The sequence below is a fragment of the Flavobacterium sp. genome, assembly GCF_044357305.1.
Taxonomy (GTDB): Bacteria; Bacteroidota; Bacteroidia; order Flavobacteriales; family Flavobacteriaceae; genus Flavobacterium.
This window is the reverse complement of sequence record NZ_JBIKPS010000001.1, coordinates 32453-46643: the sequence shown is the minus strand read 5'-3', so window position 1 is coordinate 46643 and position 14191 is coordinate 32453. Positions and strand designations below refer to the sequence as shown.

10 protein-coding genes are annotated in these 14191 nt (G+C 35.9%); 3 read left to right on the top strand and 7 right to left on the bottom strand.

What is annotated here, in order from left to right; genetic code table 11:
• Positions 1 to 10: 10 nt before the first annotated feature.
• Positions 11 to 445, bottom strand: a complete 435-nt coding sequence (locus ACIQ2J_RS00210) for a single-stranded DNA-binding protein (RefSeq protein WP_396165274.1) — start codon at positions 443 to 445, stop codon at positions 11 to 13.
• A 33-nt stretch (positions 446 to 478) separates the two neighbouring features.
• Positions 479 to 1516: an A/G-specific adenine glycosylase gene (gene mutY / locus ACIQ2J_RS00205; RefSeq protein ID WP_396165272.1), complete on the bottom strand. Its 1038-nt coding sequence runs from the start codon at positions 1514 to 1516 to the stop codon at positions 479 to 481.
• A gap of 133 nt (positions 1517 to 1649) precedes the next feature.
• On the opposite strand from mutY, the gene ACIQ2J_RS00200 reads away from it, so the two are divergent.
• The gene (locus tag ACIQ2J_RS00200; RefSeq protein ID WP_396165268.1) at positions 1650 to 1943 is read left to right on the top strand and encodes an HU family DNA-binding protein; all 294 of its coding nucleotides are present in this window, start codon (positions 1650 to 1652) and stop codon (positions 1941 to 1943) included.
• A 389-nt stretch (positions 1944 to 2332) separates the two neighbouring features.
• Positions 2333 to 3877, top strand: coding sequence for an Rne/Rng family ribonuclease (locus ACIQ2J_RS00195; RefSeq protein WP_396165265.1), 1545 nt, complete (start codon positions 2333 to 2335; stop codon positions 3875 to 3877).
• 296 nt (positions 3878 to 4173) lie between these two features.
• Here the strand turns inward: ACIQ2J_RS00195 and pbpC are convergent, their stop codons facing one another.
• The 5 genes from pbpC to ACIQ2J_RS00170 form a co-directional block, all read right to left on the bottom strand.
• Positions 4174 to 6549 carry a penicillin-binding protein 1C gene (pbpC, locus tag ACIQ2J_RS00190; RefSeq protein WP_396165263.1) on the bottom strand — a complete coding sequence of 792 codons (2376 nt, stop codon included), beginning with the start codon at positions 6547 to 6549 and terminating at the stop codon, positions 4174 to 4176.
• Between the two features lie 62 nt (positions 6550 to 6611).
• On the bottom strand, positions 6612 to 12287 hold the full coding sequence (locus tag ACIQ2J_RS00185; protein ID WP_396165261.1) for an alpha-2-macroglobulin family protein: 5676 nt from the start codon (positions 12285 to 12287) through the stop codon (positions 6612 to 6614).
• 276 nt (positions 12288 to 12563) lie between these two features.
• The gene (locus ACIQ2J_RS00180) at positions 12564 to 13007 is read right to left on the bottom strand and encodes a nucleoside deaminase (protein WP_396165259.1); all 444 of its coding nucleotides are present in this window, start codon (positions 13005 to 13007) and stop codon (positions 12564 to 12566) included.
• A 15-nt stretch (positions 13008 to 13022) separates the two neighbouring features.
• The gene (locus ACIQ2J_RS00175) at positions 13023 to 13304 is read right to left on the bottom strand and encodes a Txe/YoeB family addiction module toxin (protein WP_396165257.1); all 282 of its coding nucleotides are present in this window, start codon (positions 13302 to 13304) and stop codon (positions 13023 to 13025) included.
• A complete protein-coding gene (locus ACIQ2J_RS00170) occupies positions 13286 to 13537 on the bottom strand; it encodes a DUF2683 family protein (protein ID WP_396165255.1) in 252 nt (83 codons plus the stop codon). Before ACIQ2J_RS00170 ends, ACIQ2J_RS00175 begins: the two co-directional genes overlap by 19 nt.
• A gap of 122 nt (positions 13538 to 13659) precedes the next feature.
• Here ACIQ2J_RS00170 and ACIQ2J_RS00165 point away from each other — a divergent pair, with 122 nt between their 5' ends.
• Entirely contained in the window at positions 13660 to 14151 is a 492-nt protein-coding gene (locus ACIQ2J_RS00165; RefSeq protein ID WP_396165252.1) for a hypothetical protein, read from the top strand.
• The last annotated feature ends 40 nt before the right edge of the window (positions 14152 to 14191 follow it).

The following is a 14191-nucleotide window of genomic DNA, read 5'->3' as shown; positions in this document are numbered from 1 at the left end:
TTGGTTACTATTAAAAAGGCAAATCGTTCTCTATTGGAGAATTCATGTCGTCAAAGTTAGTGTTTTTTGTCTCTGATTCGGGCATTTGTTTGATGGCATCGGCATCTTTTTTAACGGTTAAAAAAGTAAATTCGGTAACTTGAATTTCAGTCGTATATTTAATAGAGCCATCTTCTGCCTGCCATTGACGGGATTTTATACGTCCTTCTATATAAATTTTATCTCCTTTAGATAGGTATTTTTCACAAATTTCGGCGGCTTTATTACGTACAACCAAGTTATGCCACTCGGTTGAAGTGATTTTTTCATTGGTTTGCTTATTAATATAAACCTCATTAGTTGCTAAAGAAAAGCGACCAATGCTGTTCCCACCTTCAAAATAGTGCATTTTAATATCATTGCCTAAATGGCCAATTAGCATTACTTTATTTAAAGTTCCATACATAAGAAAGCGTTTTTGTAATATCAAATTTACAAATTAAATAGAATATTTTTCAATAAAATTATAAATTACTATCGGGAATGGGTAATTTTTTAGAATATCTAAGGAAACTCCTTCCAAAATTTCTTCGGTTACGGCAACTCTATAGAAGTTAATATGTAATTTTTGATGGGATAGTTTATGTATTATTTGTTCTGGATTATATACCACAATTGAATCGATAGAGAAATCAATATACTTTTCGGAAATTGCTTCCGAGATAGTTTCAAAATCCAATTCTTCCTCGGCTTCAATCACCGGAAACTCATATAAGTTATGCCAAATTCCTTTTTCGGTTCTCTTATTAATTATAGTCTTATTCAAATTATCTAAAAAAACTAAATAGTTAAAATACCGATTGGTTACCCTAGTTTTTTTCAATTTCACAGGCAATTCGGTTACTTTTTTCTTTTGTAAAGCAGCGCAACTAGTATTAAAGATGCAATTAGTACAATCTGGATTTTTAGGAACACATTGCAATGCACCAAACTCCATGATTGCCTGATTGAATAAAGCAGGATTATTTTCAGGCATTAATTCTTTGGCTAAAGCCGAAAATTCTTTCTTGGCTGAAGCCGATGCAATGTCGGTTTCGATATCCAAATAACGAGAAAGTACTCTAAAAACATTTCCATCTACCACTGGAACCACTTCATTAAACGCAAATGAGGCAATGGCAGCAGCAGTATATTCTCCAACTCCTTTCAGTTTTATAAGGTCATTATAGTTGTTTGGGAAGTTTCCTTTTAACTCAAAAGCTATAATTTGTGCAGTTTTATGCATGTTTCTAGCTCGAGAATAGTAACCTAATCCTTGCCAAAGTTTCAAAACTTGTTCTTCATCGGCTTTTGCCAAATCTAAAATAGTGGGAAAAGCTTCAATGAAAGTGAAGAAATAAGGGAGTCCCTGCGCTACCTTCGTTTGTTGTAGCATAATTTCGGAAAGCCAAATAGGATAAGGGTTTACCGTGTTTCGCCAAGGCAAATCGCGCTTATTTTGTAAATACCATGACAGTAAAGAGTTAGAAAAATCCATTTAAATGTATTGGGATGTAAAAGTAAATCTTTATGTGATTAAATTTTAATCTATTATACTTGAAATATTGTTTTTTTAATTCCTATATTTGCACTCTTAAAAAAATTACAATAAATATTAAATACGAAAGAAAATGACGAAAGCAGATATCGTAGCAAAAATTTCAGAAAAATTAGGGCTTGAAAAAGGAGATGTACAATCAACAGTTGAAGCACTAATGGAAGAGGTGAAATCATCATTAGAAAGTGGGAATAATGTTTACTTAAGAGGGTTTGGTAGTTTTATTATCAAAACTAGAGCTGAAAAAACAGGTAGAAACATTTCAAAAAATACTACAATTAAAATTCCTGCACACAATATTCCTGCATTTAAACCTGCAAAAGTATTTGTAGAAGGAGTAAAAACTAAAACTGAAATTGCAGTTTAAAAAACTTATTTATTAATCCTAAAAAACTCATACCATGCCAAGCGGTAAAAAAAGAAAAAGACATAAGGTAGCGACGCACAAACGTAAAAAAAGAGCGAGAGCTAACCGTCACAAAAAGAAAAAGTAGTTTTAAACTACTTTTTTCTTTTTAAACGTTCATTGAAAAGGAATTTTAGATTTGAAAAATTAGATATTAAATATAAAGCATCCGCATAAATTTAATATCTTATATTAAAAATTTAATATTATTCCACCGGGTAATACCTGAAATAATGTTTAATCCATCCTTGCTGAAAAGTTTATGGTTTAGAGTTGTAAGTTTATGGTTGTTTAACTATAAACTACTAACTATAAACTACTAACACGAAGTCAGGATAAAAATTTACAACATGAATAAAGAATTAATCATCAGAAGTGGTGAAAATGCTGTAGATTTTGCCTTATTAAAAGATGGAAAACTAATAGAATTACACAAAGAAGAAGAAAAAGGAAGCAATTTTCTGGTTGGCGATATCTTTATTGCCAAAATTAGAAAACCTGTTCCCGGACTTAATGCGGCATTTGTAAATGTAGGTTTCGAAAAAGATGCCTTTTTACATTACCACGATTTAGGACCAGCATTACTTTCTTATTTGAAATTCATAAAACTTGTAAATACAGGTAAAATAAAAGATTTCTCCCTAAAAACCTTTCAGTTTGAAAAAGAAATTGATAAAGATGGTGCTATAGCCGATGTGCTAAACGCCAATCAATCTATTTTAGTGCAAGTGGTTAAAGAACCTATATCTACCAAAGGACCAAGAATAAGCTCTGAGCTTTCTTTTGCCGGTAGATTTTTAGTTCTTGTCCCTTTTTCAGATCGTGTTTCTATTTCACAAAAAATAGAAGAAAAAGAAGAAAAAGACCGATTAAAAAAATTGGTACAAGCAGTTAAACCAAAAGGATTTGGTGTTATTGTGCGAACAGTAGCCGAAGGCAAAACAACAACAGAATTAGAAAAAGACTTGCAGAATCTTATGAGTAGATGGACTGCAATGTGTAAAAAATTACCAACTGCTCATCATCCGTCCAAAGTATTAGGAGAGCTTAATAAAGCATCTTCTATATTAAGAGACGTTTTTAATGATACCTTCACCGGTATTCATATTGATGATGAAGAGTTGTACCAAGAAACAAAGGACTATTTAGCCGAAATAGCTCCAGACAAACAAAAAATAGTGAAGTTTTATCAGTCAAACGATACCCCACTATTTGAGAAATATCATATAGAACGTCAAATAAAAACCTCATTCGGACGAACCGTTTCTATGAGTAAAGGGGCTTATTTGATTATAGAACATACCGAAGCATTACACGTTATTGATGTAAATAGCGGAAACCGTTCTAACAAAGCAACTAATCAGGAAGATACTGCTCTTGAAGTGAACATGATTGCCGCAGCAGAAATTGCTCGCCAATTAAGACTTCGCGACATGGGAGGTATTATTGTAGTCGATTTTATCGATATGCAAAATCCAGAAAATCGTCAGGTTCTATACAATTTCTTGAAAGAGGAAATGAGCGACGATAAAGCCAAACATAAGATCTTACCGCCGAGTAAATTTGGATTAGTTCAAATTACAAGACAACGAGTAAGACCAGAAGTAAATATTGAAACAAGAGAAGAGAATCCAAATAATTTGAGCGGAGATGTAGACGCTCCAATTCAGATTATTGATAAGATTGCTTTTTCACTTGAAAAAATAGTTAAAGACCATAGTAAAGTGAAACTTAATGTTCACCCTTTTGTGGCAGCATATCTTAAAAAAGGGTTTCCATCAATACGCTCGAAGTGGTTCTTAGAGCATAAAAAATGGATAAAAATAATTCCTCGTGATGCCTACACGTATCTTGAATATCATTTTTTTGATAGTGACGGAAAAGAAATTAAATAATTGAAACCGCCTTTCGTGAGATTGGCGGTTTTTTTGTGGGGTTTATTTTTTGTTTTTTCCTTATTTTATTGGGGGTCGGTGACCCCTCCTAAAATTACTTGACCCTTTTTGTTGTTAATAAAAGGCACAAAAGATTTTAGTAAATCAAAGAGTTTGGAGTTGTTTGAGTATGGTTTTGCGTTGCTAATTAGTGCTGATTTTCTATTATTACAAAAGGCACAAAATATTTTGAAAAAACGTCTAAAAATTATTGCGAAGTGTGCGTTTTTTGATATTAAAAATCGTTTAAAAGTTAATTAATCCCGCACAATTTCCACTTTTCTTTTAATTTCGTTTCCGAATTCGTCTTCAACGGTGATGTAATGAAAGCCGGTGTTGGCCTCGATTTGCATTTCGTGGAAGGTTTGGGTGGTACCTTTATAGACATTATCAACATACCAATACAGTTTAGCTTCTTTGTTGGAATGCGCTACTTTAATAATTACGGGTTGGATTTTACTGTTGAAATCTTTGGTTAAGTAAATTTTGCTATTTGCCTTTGGATAAATAAAATCCATGGATGCTTGTTGCGTTTGCTGGCAATCGGCACGAAATGGGGGCAAAGGCATATAATCGATGTGGTTGCTTTTGTAATACCATTCCATTACGGGAGGCAAAACAAACCATTTTTTACGGACAATATTGTCTACATTTTCGCAACTGCTATTTACCCGATAGTGTTGCGTGACATCCAAATGTACCAATTTGTGGTAGGGACAAATGGCAGTTTTGGTTCCTTTTTTAGGGATGAGTTGTTTGGTTTTTGGGCAATCTTCTTGTGCTAAATAACCGCTTTTGGTGCAAACATCAGCATATTCTAAATCGTTTAAAGGCGCTTGAAACCATGCTTTTCTTGGAAGTAAATTGAATACATCAAAGAGAATTGGCGCGGCACTTTCTACTCCGGTTAATTGCGGTCGTCCTTCGCCTGAAGCGTTGCCAACCCATACGCCAACTACATATCTCGAATTGGTTCCGATGGCCCAAGCATCGCGATTTCCGAAACTAGTTCCTGTTTTCCAAGCGATTTCTAGTGATGAATCATAAAATTTCCAGGCTTCATCCCCTTCGGGACGGTTGACTTCTTTCATGGCGTTGTAAGCCAAGAAAATGGAGCCTGCGCCTAAGATTGTCTTTTGGTTGCTCTGGTCTCCGTAGTCTTGTTTAAAATCATTGTTGTAGTTAAGTTCGGCAAATTCTTGCATGCGGTAGTTTCCTTTGGAAGCGTTGTAGTAATTCAGCGTTGACGATAAGTTGGCATAGGTGCGGCACAAATCCCACAAATTGCTTTCGGCACCACCAAGAATTAGCGATAATCCGTAATGATCGGGACGTTTGTTGATGTTTTTTAGTTTGAATTTTTGGAGTAATTCGTAAAAATTATTTACTCCGTGTTCTTGCAACATTAACACCGCCGGAATGTTTAGCGAACGCGACAAAGCACCTTGTGCAGGCACTGCACCATCAAAAGTGAGATTGAAATTTTCTGGAGTATAGCCCGAAATTTGGGTAGGAATATCGGGAACCAAAGTGTTGGGTAAAATTTCTCCATCATCTAACATAGAAGCATAAAGCAACGGTTTCAAAATACTACCGGTACTTCTTGGAGCGGCAATAATATCGACGTCTTTGTCGTGGTCTTTGTCGGTTGGAGCATTTCCCACATAACTAATAATATTTCGGTTTTGAATATCGATAACCATAATCGCCAAGTTGTGCACTTCATTTTGCTTGTATTGGTTGTAATAATAGGCAGCGATTTGGTTGACACGATTTTGCAACGACACATCAATGGTGGTTTTGATGCGTTTTCCTTCCTCCGATTTGGCAATGCGTTGTAATAAATGGGGTGTAATTTGGGGTAAATTATACGGTTTTTGTGGCAAGGGCTCTTTAACAGATAATTGATACGTCATCCTATCCATAATTTTTTCGCTGTATAATTTTAACAAAAGGGCATTGCGTTTTTTGAGTAATTTTTGTTGGTTTTTCCCCGGATAAATCAAACTTGGAGCGTTAGGCAAGACTGCCAATGTAGCACTTTCTGCCCAAGATAATTGGTGGGATTGCACTCCAAAATACCGCCAAGCAGCCATTTCTAAACCGACAACATTTCCTCCAAAAGGGGCATGAGCAGCATATAACTCTAAAATTTTTTCTTTAGAATGACGGAATTCCAAGCGGGTGGCAAGAATCATTTCGATTATTTTTTCGAAATAGGTTCTCCTTTGGTGATTTCTAGATAACCGAATGACTTGCTGCGTAATGGTACTTCCACCACGGACTACTTTTCCGGCGCTTCGATTTTGTTTAAATGCCTTGTACATAGCCGCTGGATTGAACCCAAAATGTTGGTAAAAGTGTTCGTCTTCATAATATACAATACATTTTTTGAATTTATCTGGTACGCTATCCTTGGCAGGGAAACGCCATTGGCCATCACTTGCAATTTTGGCAGCAAGCAATTCGCCATCGTTACTTTCAATAACCGTGGAATAGGGTTCTTGAAAAAGAGTACGAGGCAACGAAAAATAATAGACAAGTAAAAGAATACTGATAATTACAGATTTCTTTTTGTTGGTTTTTAGGTAGTTTAAAATGCGTTGTAAGAAAGCTTGGAGTTTTTGTTTCATGTTTTAAAATAACTCTGTCAGAGTTTCAAACTCTGACAGAGTTAGAGAGTTAGAAATATTAGTTACTTCACCACTTCCACCCATTGTCCCTTAGTTCTGGCTAAGAATTCATGGTCGTACATGGCTTCACATTGCAATCCAGGTAAGTAATATTTGCCTAAATAAGATGCGTTAAGCAAGATTTTGAACGTTCGAGTTTCACTGGCACGCAAACTAAAATAGTAATTGGCACGATCATCCCGAATATCAATATAGTCGGCAACGTTATTGGTAGCATCGCCATAATCGGTGTAACGCGTATTTACAATTTCGAATCCAGAAGGTAGAATTTGCGAAAGCGCTATGTTCTCTACTCGCTCATTTTTGCGATTGGTCAAGGTTACTTCTGCAATAAATTCGGTTCCTTGTGCGATTTTGGTAACGGTGATTGCGGTTCCTTTTCGGTCTTTGAAAACTACATTTGCTGTTACGTTATTTTGCACCACGTTCTCTTTTCCAACAGGAAGAATGCCACTATTCAAGACACGAACAAATAAGGTATTGTTTTTATTGTTTTTGATTGTAACCGAATTGGTTCCAGAAACTAGAACCAAATTGCGTTGTGCAACAGTTTTATTGGTGTTGATTACTTGCACTTTTCCGCCATTGGTATATTGAATGGAAACACCTTTGCTACCATTACTTTGAGCAAATTTCGACATGGCATACAACCCGTAAGCGGTAGTTTGTGTACTCATCCATTCGTTGCTAGACAGACTTTTCGCCAGTTTTGTCGCCATTGTAAATGCTTTTTGTTTTTGACCTAAAAGAATCAAAGTTTCTAAAGCCATGGCTCGGTTTCTTTCGTTGGAACCATAATAATAGTAGTATCCATCTTCGTTTTGTTCGTCAATTATAGATTTGCTCAATAAGGCTAATCCTGCGGAATTTTGTTTGATGATAGCATAAGCAGCAGCCAAACGCAATTTACTTTCGTTAGAAATTCCAACTGTTTCGCGGAGTCTATTCATCGATGCTAAATCGGCTGAACCTGCTAAAGCTAAGGTATATAAGCGATAGGCTTGCGCAAAATCATTGCCGTATTGTTTTTCATAGCGCCATTGTTTCGCCATTTTTTGTTGGTAGGAAATCCATTTATTTTTGAAACTAATTGGCAACACATAGCCTTTTTTCTCGGCCTCAATTAAGAAATGTCCTGCATACGATGTTCCCCAATCGTCGGCATCGGCATTCCCCGGCCAATAGGAAAATCCGCCGTTGGCAACTTGAAAATTACCTAATTTTTGAATTCCAGCAGTTACATTTTTCTGAATTCGTTGTTTGTAAGTAGCATCTAAATCCATCACATCATTCAAATACAATTGAGGGAAAACGGAAGACGTAGTTTGTTCCACACATCCATGTGGGTATTGAATTAAATAATCCAATCGTCGGCTGAAATCCACCGTTGGAACGGAAGAAACTTCCATTTTAGCAGTGTTGCTTCCAGTTACCCCAAATAATTTCCACGATATTGCTTTGGAACTGTTCGGATTTATTACAATATCGGTATATGTGGTGGTTACAGGATTCGGATTTGTGACATCAATTTCCACATCATAAACCGATTTTTCTTTGCCCGAAGTTGCAATAATTTGAATTTTCCCTAAACCCGTTGCACTTCCCACTTCAAGGTTGAAATACGCCATTTTTTCATCAGGTTCCGTAAATTTCACTATTTGTGATTTACTTCCAACCACTCTAACAGCACTTTTTGTTTTTATTTGAAGGGTTACATTTTTAATGTTTTTCTCGGTTGCAAAAAGCGTTACTGGAATGGTTACTTTTTCGGACGGAGAAATTTTTCTTGGTAACGAAGCCAATACCATCAACGGACTTTTTACTAGCGTGGTTTTTTCGGCCATCCCATAAGCACTTTTTTCTTTATTGGCTGCCACCACCATAGTTCGAACGGATCCAATGTATTTTGGAAGTTTAATTAAGTGGGTTTTAGTAGCTCCTTTCCCTAATTCGAATGGACCGAAATACATTACAACCGGTTTGAAACGATTGGCTTTTTTGGCTTTACCTCCGCCCAAATCGGCATCGCCACCAATGGAGAAAACCTGATTTACTTTTCCGCCATAGGCACCAATTACTTCGTCGTAAATATCCCAAGTTCGCACTCCTAAAGCCTCCCGAGTATAGAAACTATCCCAAGCATTTGGAGTTTTAAAACGGGTTAAATCCAACAAACCATCATCTACCACTGCAATGGTATACGTCATTGCTTTCCCGTTTTTCTCGGAAACTTTTACATTAACTTTTTGTTCTGGTCGAAGTACGTTTGGCATGGAAATTTGCGGTTCCAAAACGGTGTTTTTATCTACAACCTCTATTGGAACGATTCCGTACATTCTAATAGGAGAATCGTTTTTAGTAGAAGCATGTGGTTGTAAAAGAGTAAGATTAATGTAGACGTTTGGTGCCATTTCTCCAGTGATTGGCAATTCAACTGAAGTTTCACCTTTTTTGGTTTTTGCCCAAAGGGTCTTCACTACTTTCGTTCCGTTTTCGATAGAAATTAAAGCCCTTCCACCTTCACTGGATGGGAAGAATATTTTAGCGGTTTCTCCAACTGCGTATTTAGTTTTATCTGTTGAAAAGCGAAGCATAGTCGCTTCTTTTCCACTTCCGTTTTTAGATCGATCGGACCAATATGGCATGTCAATAAAAACTCTAGTTCCTGTTGCATGACCATCGGTTGGGTCGGAAACTCGAATTAAATAATTCCCCCAATCTTCTTGAGGTACGGCAAAAGAAACACTTCCTTTTCCAGAAGAATCGGTGGAAATTTTATAATTTCGATAAGCAATAGTAGAATTGGACGAACTGTAATTCGACAAATTAGCGTTGGACGCATCCCACCACCAGCGAGATTCTAATTTGTAAATGCGGACATCCAAATTTGGAACTGATTTTGGTTTCCCATTTTCATTCACCGTTACAATATCAAAACGGTTATTTTTACTGGTTTCCAACATGCCATAACGGTTCGGTTCAGGAGCCTTAACCCCAACATAAGTTAGGTAGGGCGAGTAAGAAGTAGAGGCTACATCGGTGCTCACATCGCCACCTTGTTCGTATACTTTGGTAATAAAAGCCGCTTTCAACATTCCTGGCGCTTGACCTAATAAAGTTGGTTTAATCGGAATAGAAGCCCGACCATTTGCATCCACTTTTCCAGAAAAAATATTAATTTCCTCGGAAGAAAAGGTTCTTGTTGGATCATCAAAAACATATTTGTCAAATCCTTTAAAGGTGGTTACTTGCTGCGAAAATTTTGCTTGAACTTCGGTTTTTAAATCCTTTGCTACAGCACCATGAAGCCACAACACTTGAATGTTGTTGACGTTATTTTTGCTTGCAGAAAGTAGGGCATCATTGAAACTATTTTTTATTTTTAACCTATTAGGTTTAATAGTTTCAATTTTGATGTTTTTGTAAAAACGAGCACCACCAACACTTGCTACTGCTTCCCAACTTCCTGTTGGAGCGCTTGATTGGGTTGGGACTACAAATTTGTAATGGTTCAATTCGTTCAGTTTTTGAACCGATTGGTAAACCGTTTTTCCGCTAGGGTCGTTTAATTTTAATTTTATAGGATGATTGGCAGGTAATTTATTGGCATTATCATTTAATATAAAAGATAAAAACAAAGTATCACCAGGACGCCAAACGCCACGTTCTCCATACAAATAACCTTTTATACCTTTCTGCAAGGTTTCTCCAGAAACATCAAAATTACTTACAGATAATGAAAGTTCATCGTCCAATTTCACATAAGTGCTTTGATCGCCTTTGGTTACAATTGCGAAGTAGGCGATTTTTTCTAATTGAAAAGAAGCCATTCCATCGCCATCGGTGCTGGAATCGGCAATTTTTTGTTGTTGGTAGTTGTATAAAGTTACTTTGGCACCCGAAATCGGATTGGTAGATACAATGTCACTCACGGCTACCACTACTGATTTGTCGGTGCCTCTTTTAGCAATTACTCCTAAATCAGACGCTAGGATATTGGTTCCAATTCGGGTATTGCTAAAATAGTAATCGCTGCAAGGGTCTTGGCTTTCTCGATAATCGTAATCTTCTTCGTAGTAATAATCGTAATTCTCACCACTATAATTCACGTCGTTTTCATCTACTTCTTCCTCGTCTTCGTCGGTTGTATTTTCGGTTTCGGATGTTGTGGAAGTACATTTATATAAAGAATATTTCTTTTTATAGGAGAATTCTACGCGATAGATTGCACCAGGTTCTGGCTTGATAATTTTAGAAAGATCTAAGGCATAGGTATTCCATTTGCTGTAATTGAGCAAGTTGTTTTGCTTTAATTCTATAGTCGATTTGGCAATGGCCTGACTTACTTGTCTTAGATTTCGCGTGCCATTTAATTCGTTGTCTTGAAGGAATTGCAGGATGTTGTTTTTGTAAATTTTATACACTTTAACATCTACTGCATTCAAATTGGCCACTTCAAAATTCAGTTTTAAATTGTTGGAACTTGGCATAATCGTTCCACTTTTCACTAAACGTACTCCGGGTTTTATTTGTTCAAATACTATTTTTTCAGAATAAGTATTTTTCATTTTATACCCATAATCATTTTCAATTCCTTGAAAAACTTCTACTAATTTGCTTCCCGAGAAGGCTTGCTCTAAAGCAGATGCATCTTCTGTAGGTACGGCAACCGCATCCGAAACATCGTCTACTGCCACAGCAGCACTGTCAGCAGCAACGGCTGTGGAGTCGACAACCGCGCCAACCGCAATGGCTTTGGTAGTTCCTTTATCTACTTCGGAATTTTTTGCTTCGTTGCTAAAGAATACTTTTAAAACGTTACCCATTGTGGCAAATTTCAAATTTTTAGTATTTTCAATAGCAATCAATCCTTTAAAATCTTGGTCTCTTTTTAAGGGATCTGAAAAATTAATTAACAACGATTGGTTGTTTTCGTCGCCAATTTTAATGTCTAAAACTTTGAATTGGTTTTTCCCAGGAATTGGGAATTTCACTTCTCCTTTTTGGTCGATATCGGCATCATCGCCATCCCAAGCGATTACTATTTCGCTATCATCATCAAATCGTTTTATTTTATCGATGGTGAATTTGAATTCGGTTGCGGTACTTGTTGCCTTATCGAAAGTCACTTTTAAATCGTCTCCGTTTTGAGTTACTTCAAGCAGTTTTTGAGCCTCTTCAAAACTTAAATTATCGGCAGTTTTAATAGTTCCGTTTAGATAATAAGTGTCTTTATCGTAAGATTGTAAATCTAAGGTATTTACAATAAAATCTTGCTTTATGGTTTTCACCGAAAAATTAAAATCGGATAATTCTTTAGGAACTTTATTGGTGATTTTAGAGAGGTGCAACGTAATTTGATACAAGGTGTTTTGTTCCAACTTGTCTTTTGGAATAAAAGCAATGGTATTGCTGGATAACGCTACCACTTTTCCGCTTACGCTAGGAGAAATGTCGAATAAATCGTCGTCAAGTTCTTGATTGGGTTTCCAATCGCTTTTGTTGAAGGCCAGTTGTACTCGGAAATCGGATTTAACAGGAACGTATCCGGAGGAGAAACTCGAGATATAATCTTTATACAATGAAAAATTGGAATCAAAATCGTTTGCCGATTTTTTGGAACAAGAATGCAATACAAAGATTGCAAGCAAAATAAGGATGCTTTTGGTGGTTTTCATTTTTCGGTAAATTTAAAATAGGTTTTTTATAAAAATAAGATTGTATCTAGCCCTGATGGCAGCGGAAATCCTCGCCATTTTTCTTGGCGAGATTGAAGCGTACAGCAGGAAAATGGTGGGAAAGAGTGCCCAAGCCATTTGCTTCAAAATATTTAACTACATAAATTATATTTTAAAAAATGAATAAACAGGTGTTTTTCTTTTTAAATTTAATTTGGGAAATTCTTAGTAAAGTTATACATTTTTGATATACAAAAACAAAATCGTAAAAATATTTTAATTTCTTTTTTTAGCAAAAAAACGCTTCATTAAATCGGCACTTTCTTGGGCTAAAACGCCTTGTTTTACTTGGGTTTTGGGATGTAGTTTGGTTCCGAGAGTTAAAAAACCACGTTGTTCGTCGCGGGCTCCAAAAACAATTTTGGAAATTTGACTCCAATATAAAGCGCCGGCACACATCTGGCAAGGCTCTAAAGTGACGTATAAAGTGCAGTCTTTTAAATATTTACCGCCAAGAAAATTGGCTGCTGCGGTGATGGATTGCATTTCGGCATGTGCGGTGACATCGTGTAGTAACTCGGTTAAATTATGGCTTCTGGCAATTATTTTGTTGTCAATGACAATGATAGCACCAACGGGGATTTCCTCTTTATCAAAAGCCATTTCTGCTTCTTGTAAAGCCTTTTTCATGAAGTATTCGTCGGTGAAAATGTTTTCCATTTAGGGGTTTTGAAGTTATTTATCGGAATAATGACCTAAGGCAGCGATTACAAATACAGTAACAATATTTTCTTCTACTTTATATATAAGTCGGTCTTTTGGGCTAAGGCGTCTGGACCAAAATCCGGATAATTTGTGTTTTAAGGCTTCAGGATTTCCAATGCCCGAATAAGGAGTTTCAGAAAGTTCGGCAATTAATTTTTCTAGTTTTTTCAGAATTGCTTTGTTGCCGGATTTTAAATGGATTTTAATTTCAATTTCTGCGGATGGTTCAAAAACTACAATATACTTCCCCATATATCTTTAGGATTTACAGTGGTCCAATTTTTACGTTTTTCAGGGTTATTTATTCCTTCTGCACGTTCTAATATCATTTTTACAAATTCAGGATTGTAAATTTCGTCTTCTTTTAGAATTGGGTTTTCGGTAATTTCTATGCCATTTGCATCTTTAAAAAACGTTTCTGCCATTGCTCTAAAGGCTTTTCCTGCTTTAGTGCGCTCGTTAATTTTTATAGTGAAAGTTGTCATAGTCAAGGATTTTTGAATTACAAATATACGAAATTACACAAAAATCATACCTAGTGAAAATAAACTAAATATACGATTTTGAAATAATTATCGTTATTTTTAAACCCGAATACTTTATTTTTATGGAAGACAAGTTTAAAATAACCATTCCAAAACCTTGTCATGAAGATTGGAATGCCATGACCCCTGAAGAAACAGGAAGATTTTGTAGTGTTTGTACCAAAGGAGTTGTTGATTTTACAAATAAAAATTCAGAAGAAATTCAAAATTATTTCAGTCAAAATCAAGGGCAAAAAATTTGTGGGAGATTTAAGAATGAACAAGTTGGCAGGTTTGACATTTCAATTCCACAAAGTATTTTACAGCGACAAATGTCATTCCACAAGGCTTTTTTGTTGACACTTTTTATAGTGATGGGCAGCACACTCTTTAGTTGCAAAAATCATAACGATGCCACTTTGGGTGAAGTTTCGGTAGTTGAGGATACTTCTGCTACTAAGGAAAATAAACTTGTTGGTGATACGGTTTATATTCCAAAAGATACAATTAAAGAAAAACATGTATTGGGAATATCATTACCTCCCAAAAAAGATTCTATTACAAAAAAGGAATAGTGAAAGTAATATCAAAACCTTAACTTTGCTTTTTTAATTC

Bases quoted from the DNA above. Each gene is read 5' to 3' on its own strand.
- ACIQ2J_RS00165 (WP_396165252.1), top strand. From the start codon at position 13,660: ATGGAAGACAAGTTTAAAATAACCATTCCAAAACCTTGTCATGAAGAT.
- ACIQ2J_RS00170 (WP_396165255.1), bottom strand. From the start codon at position 13,537: ATGACAACTTTCACTATAAAAATTAACGAGCGCACTAAAGCAGGAAAA.
- ACIQ2J_RS00175 (WP_396165257.1), bottom strand. From the start codon at position 13,304: ATGGGGAAGTATATTGTAGTTTTTGAACCATCCGCAGAAATTGAAATT.
- ACIQ2J_RS00210 (WP_396165274.1), bottom strand. From the start codon at position 445: ATGTATGGAACTTTAAATAAAGTAATGCTAATTGGCCATTTAGGCAAT.
- ACIQ2J_RS00180 (WP_396165259.1), bottom strand. From the start codon at position 13,007: ATGGAAAACATTTTCACCGACGAATACTTCATGAAAAAGGCTTTACAA.
- pbpC (WP_396165263.1), bottom strand. From the start codon at position 6,549: ATGAAACAAAAACTCCAAGCTTTCTTACAACGCATTTTAAACTACCTA.
- ACIQ2J_RS00195 (WP_396165265.1), top strand. From the start codon at position 2,333: ATGAATAAAGAATTAATCATCAGAAGTGGTGAAAATGCTGTAGATTTT.
- ACIQ2J_RS00185 (WP_396165261.1), bottom strand. From the start codon at position 12,287: ATGAAAACCACCAAAAGCATCCTTATTTTGCTTGCAATCTTTGTATTG.
- mutY (WP_396165272.1), bottom strand. From the start codon at position 1,516: ATGGATTTTTCTAACTCTTTACTGTCATGGTATTTACAAAATAAGCGC.
- ACIQ2J_RS00200 (WP_396165268.1), top strand. From the start codon at position 1,650: ATGACGAAAGCAGATATCGTAGCAAAAATTTCAGAAAAATTAGGGCTT.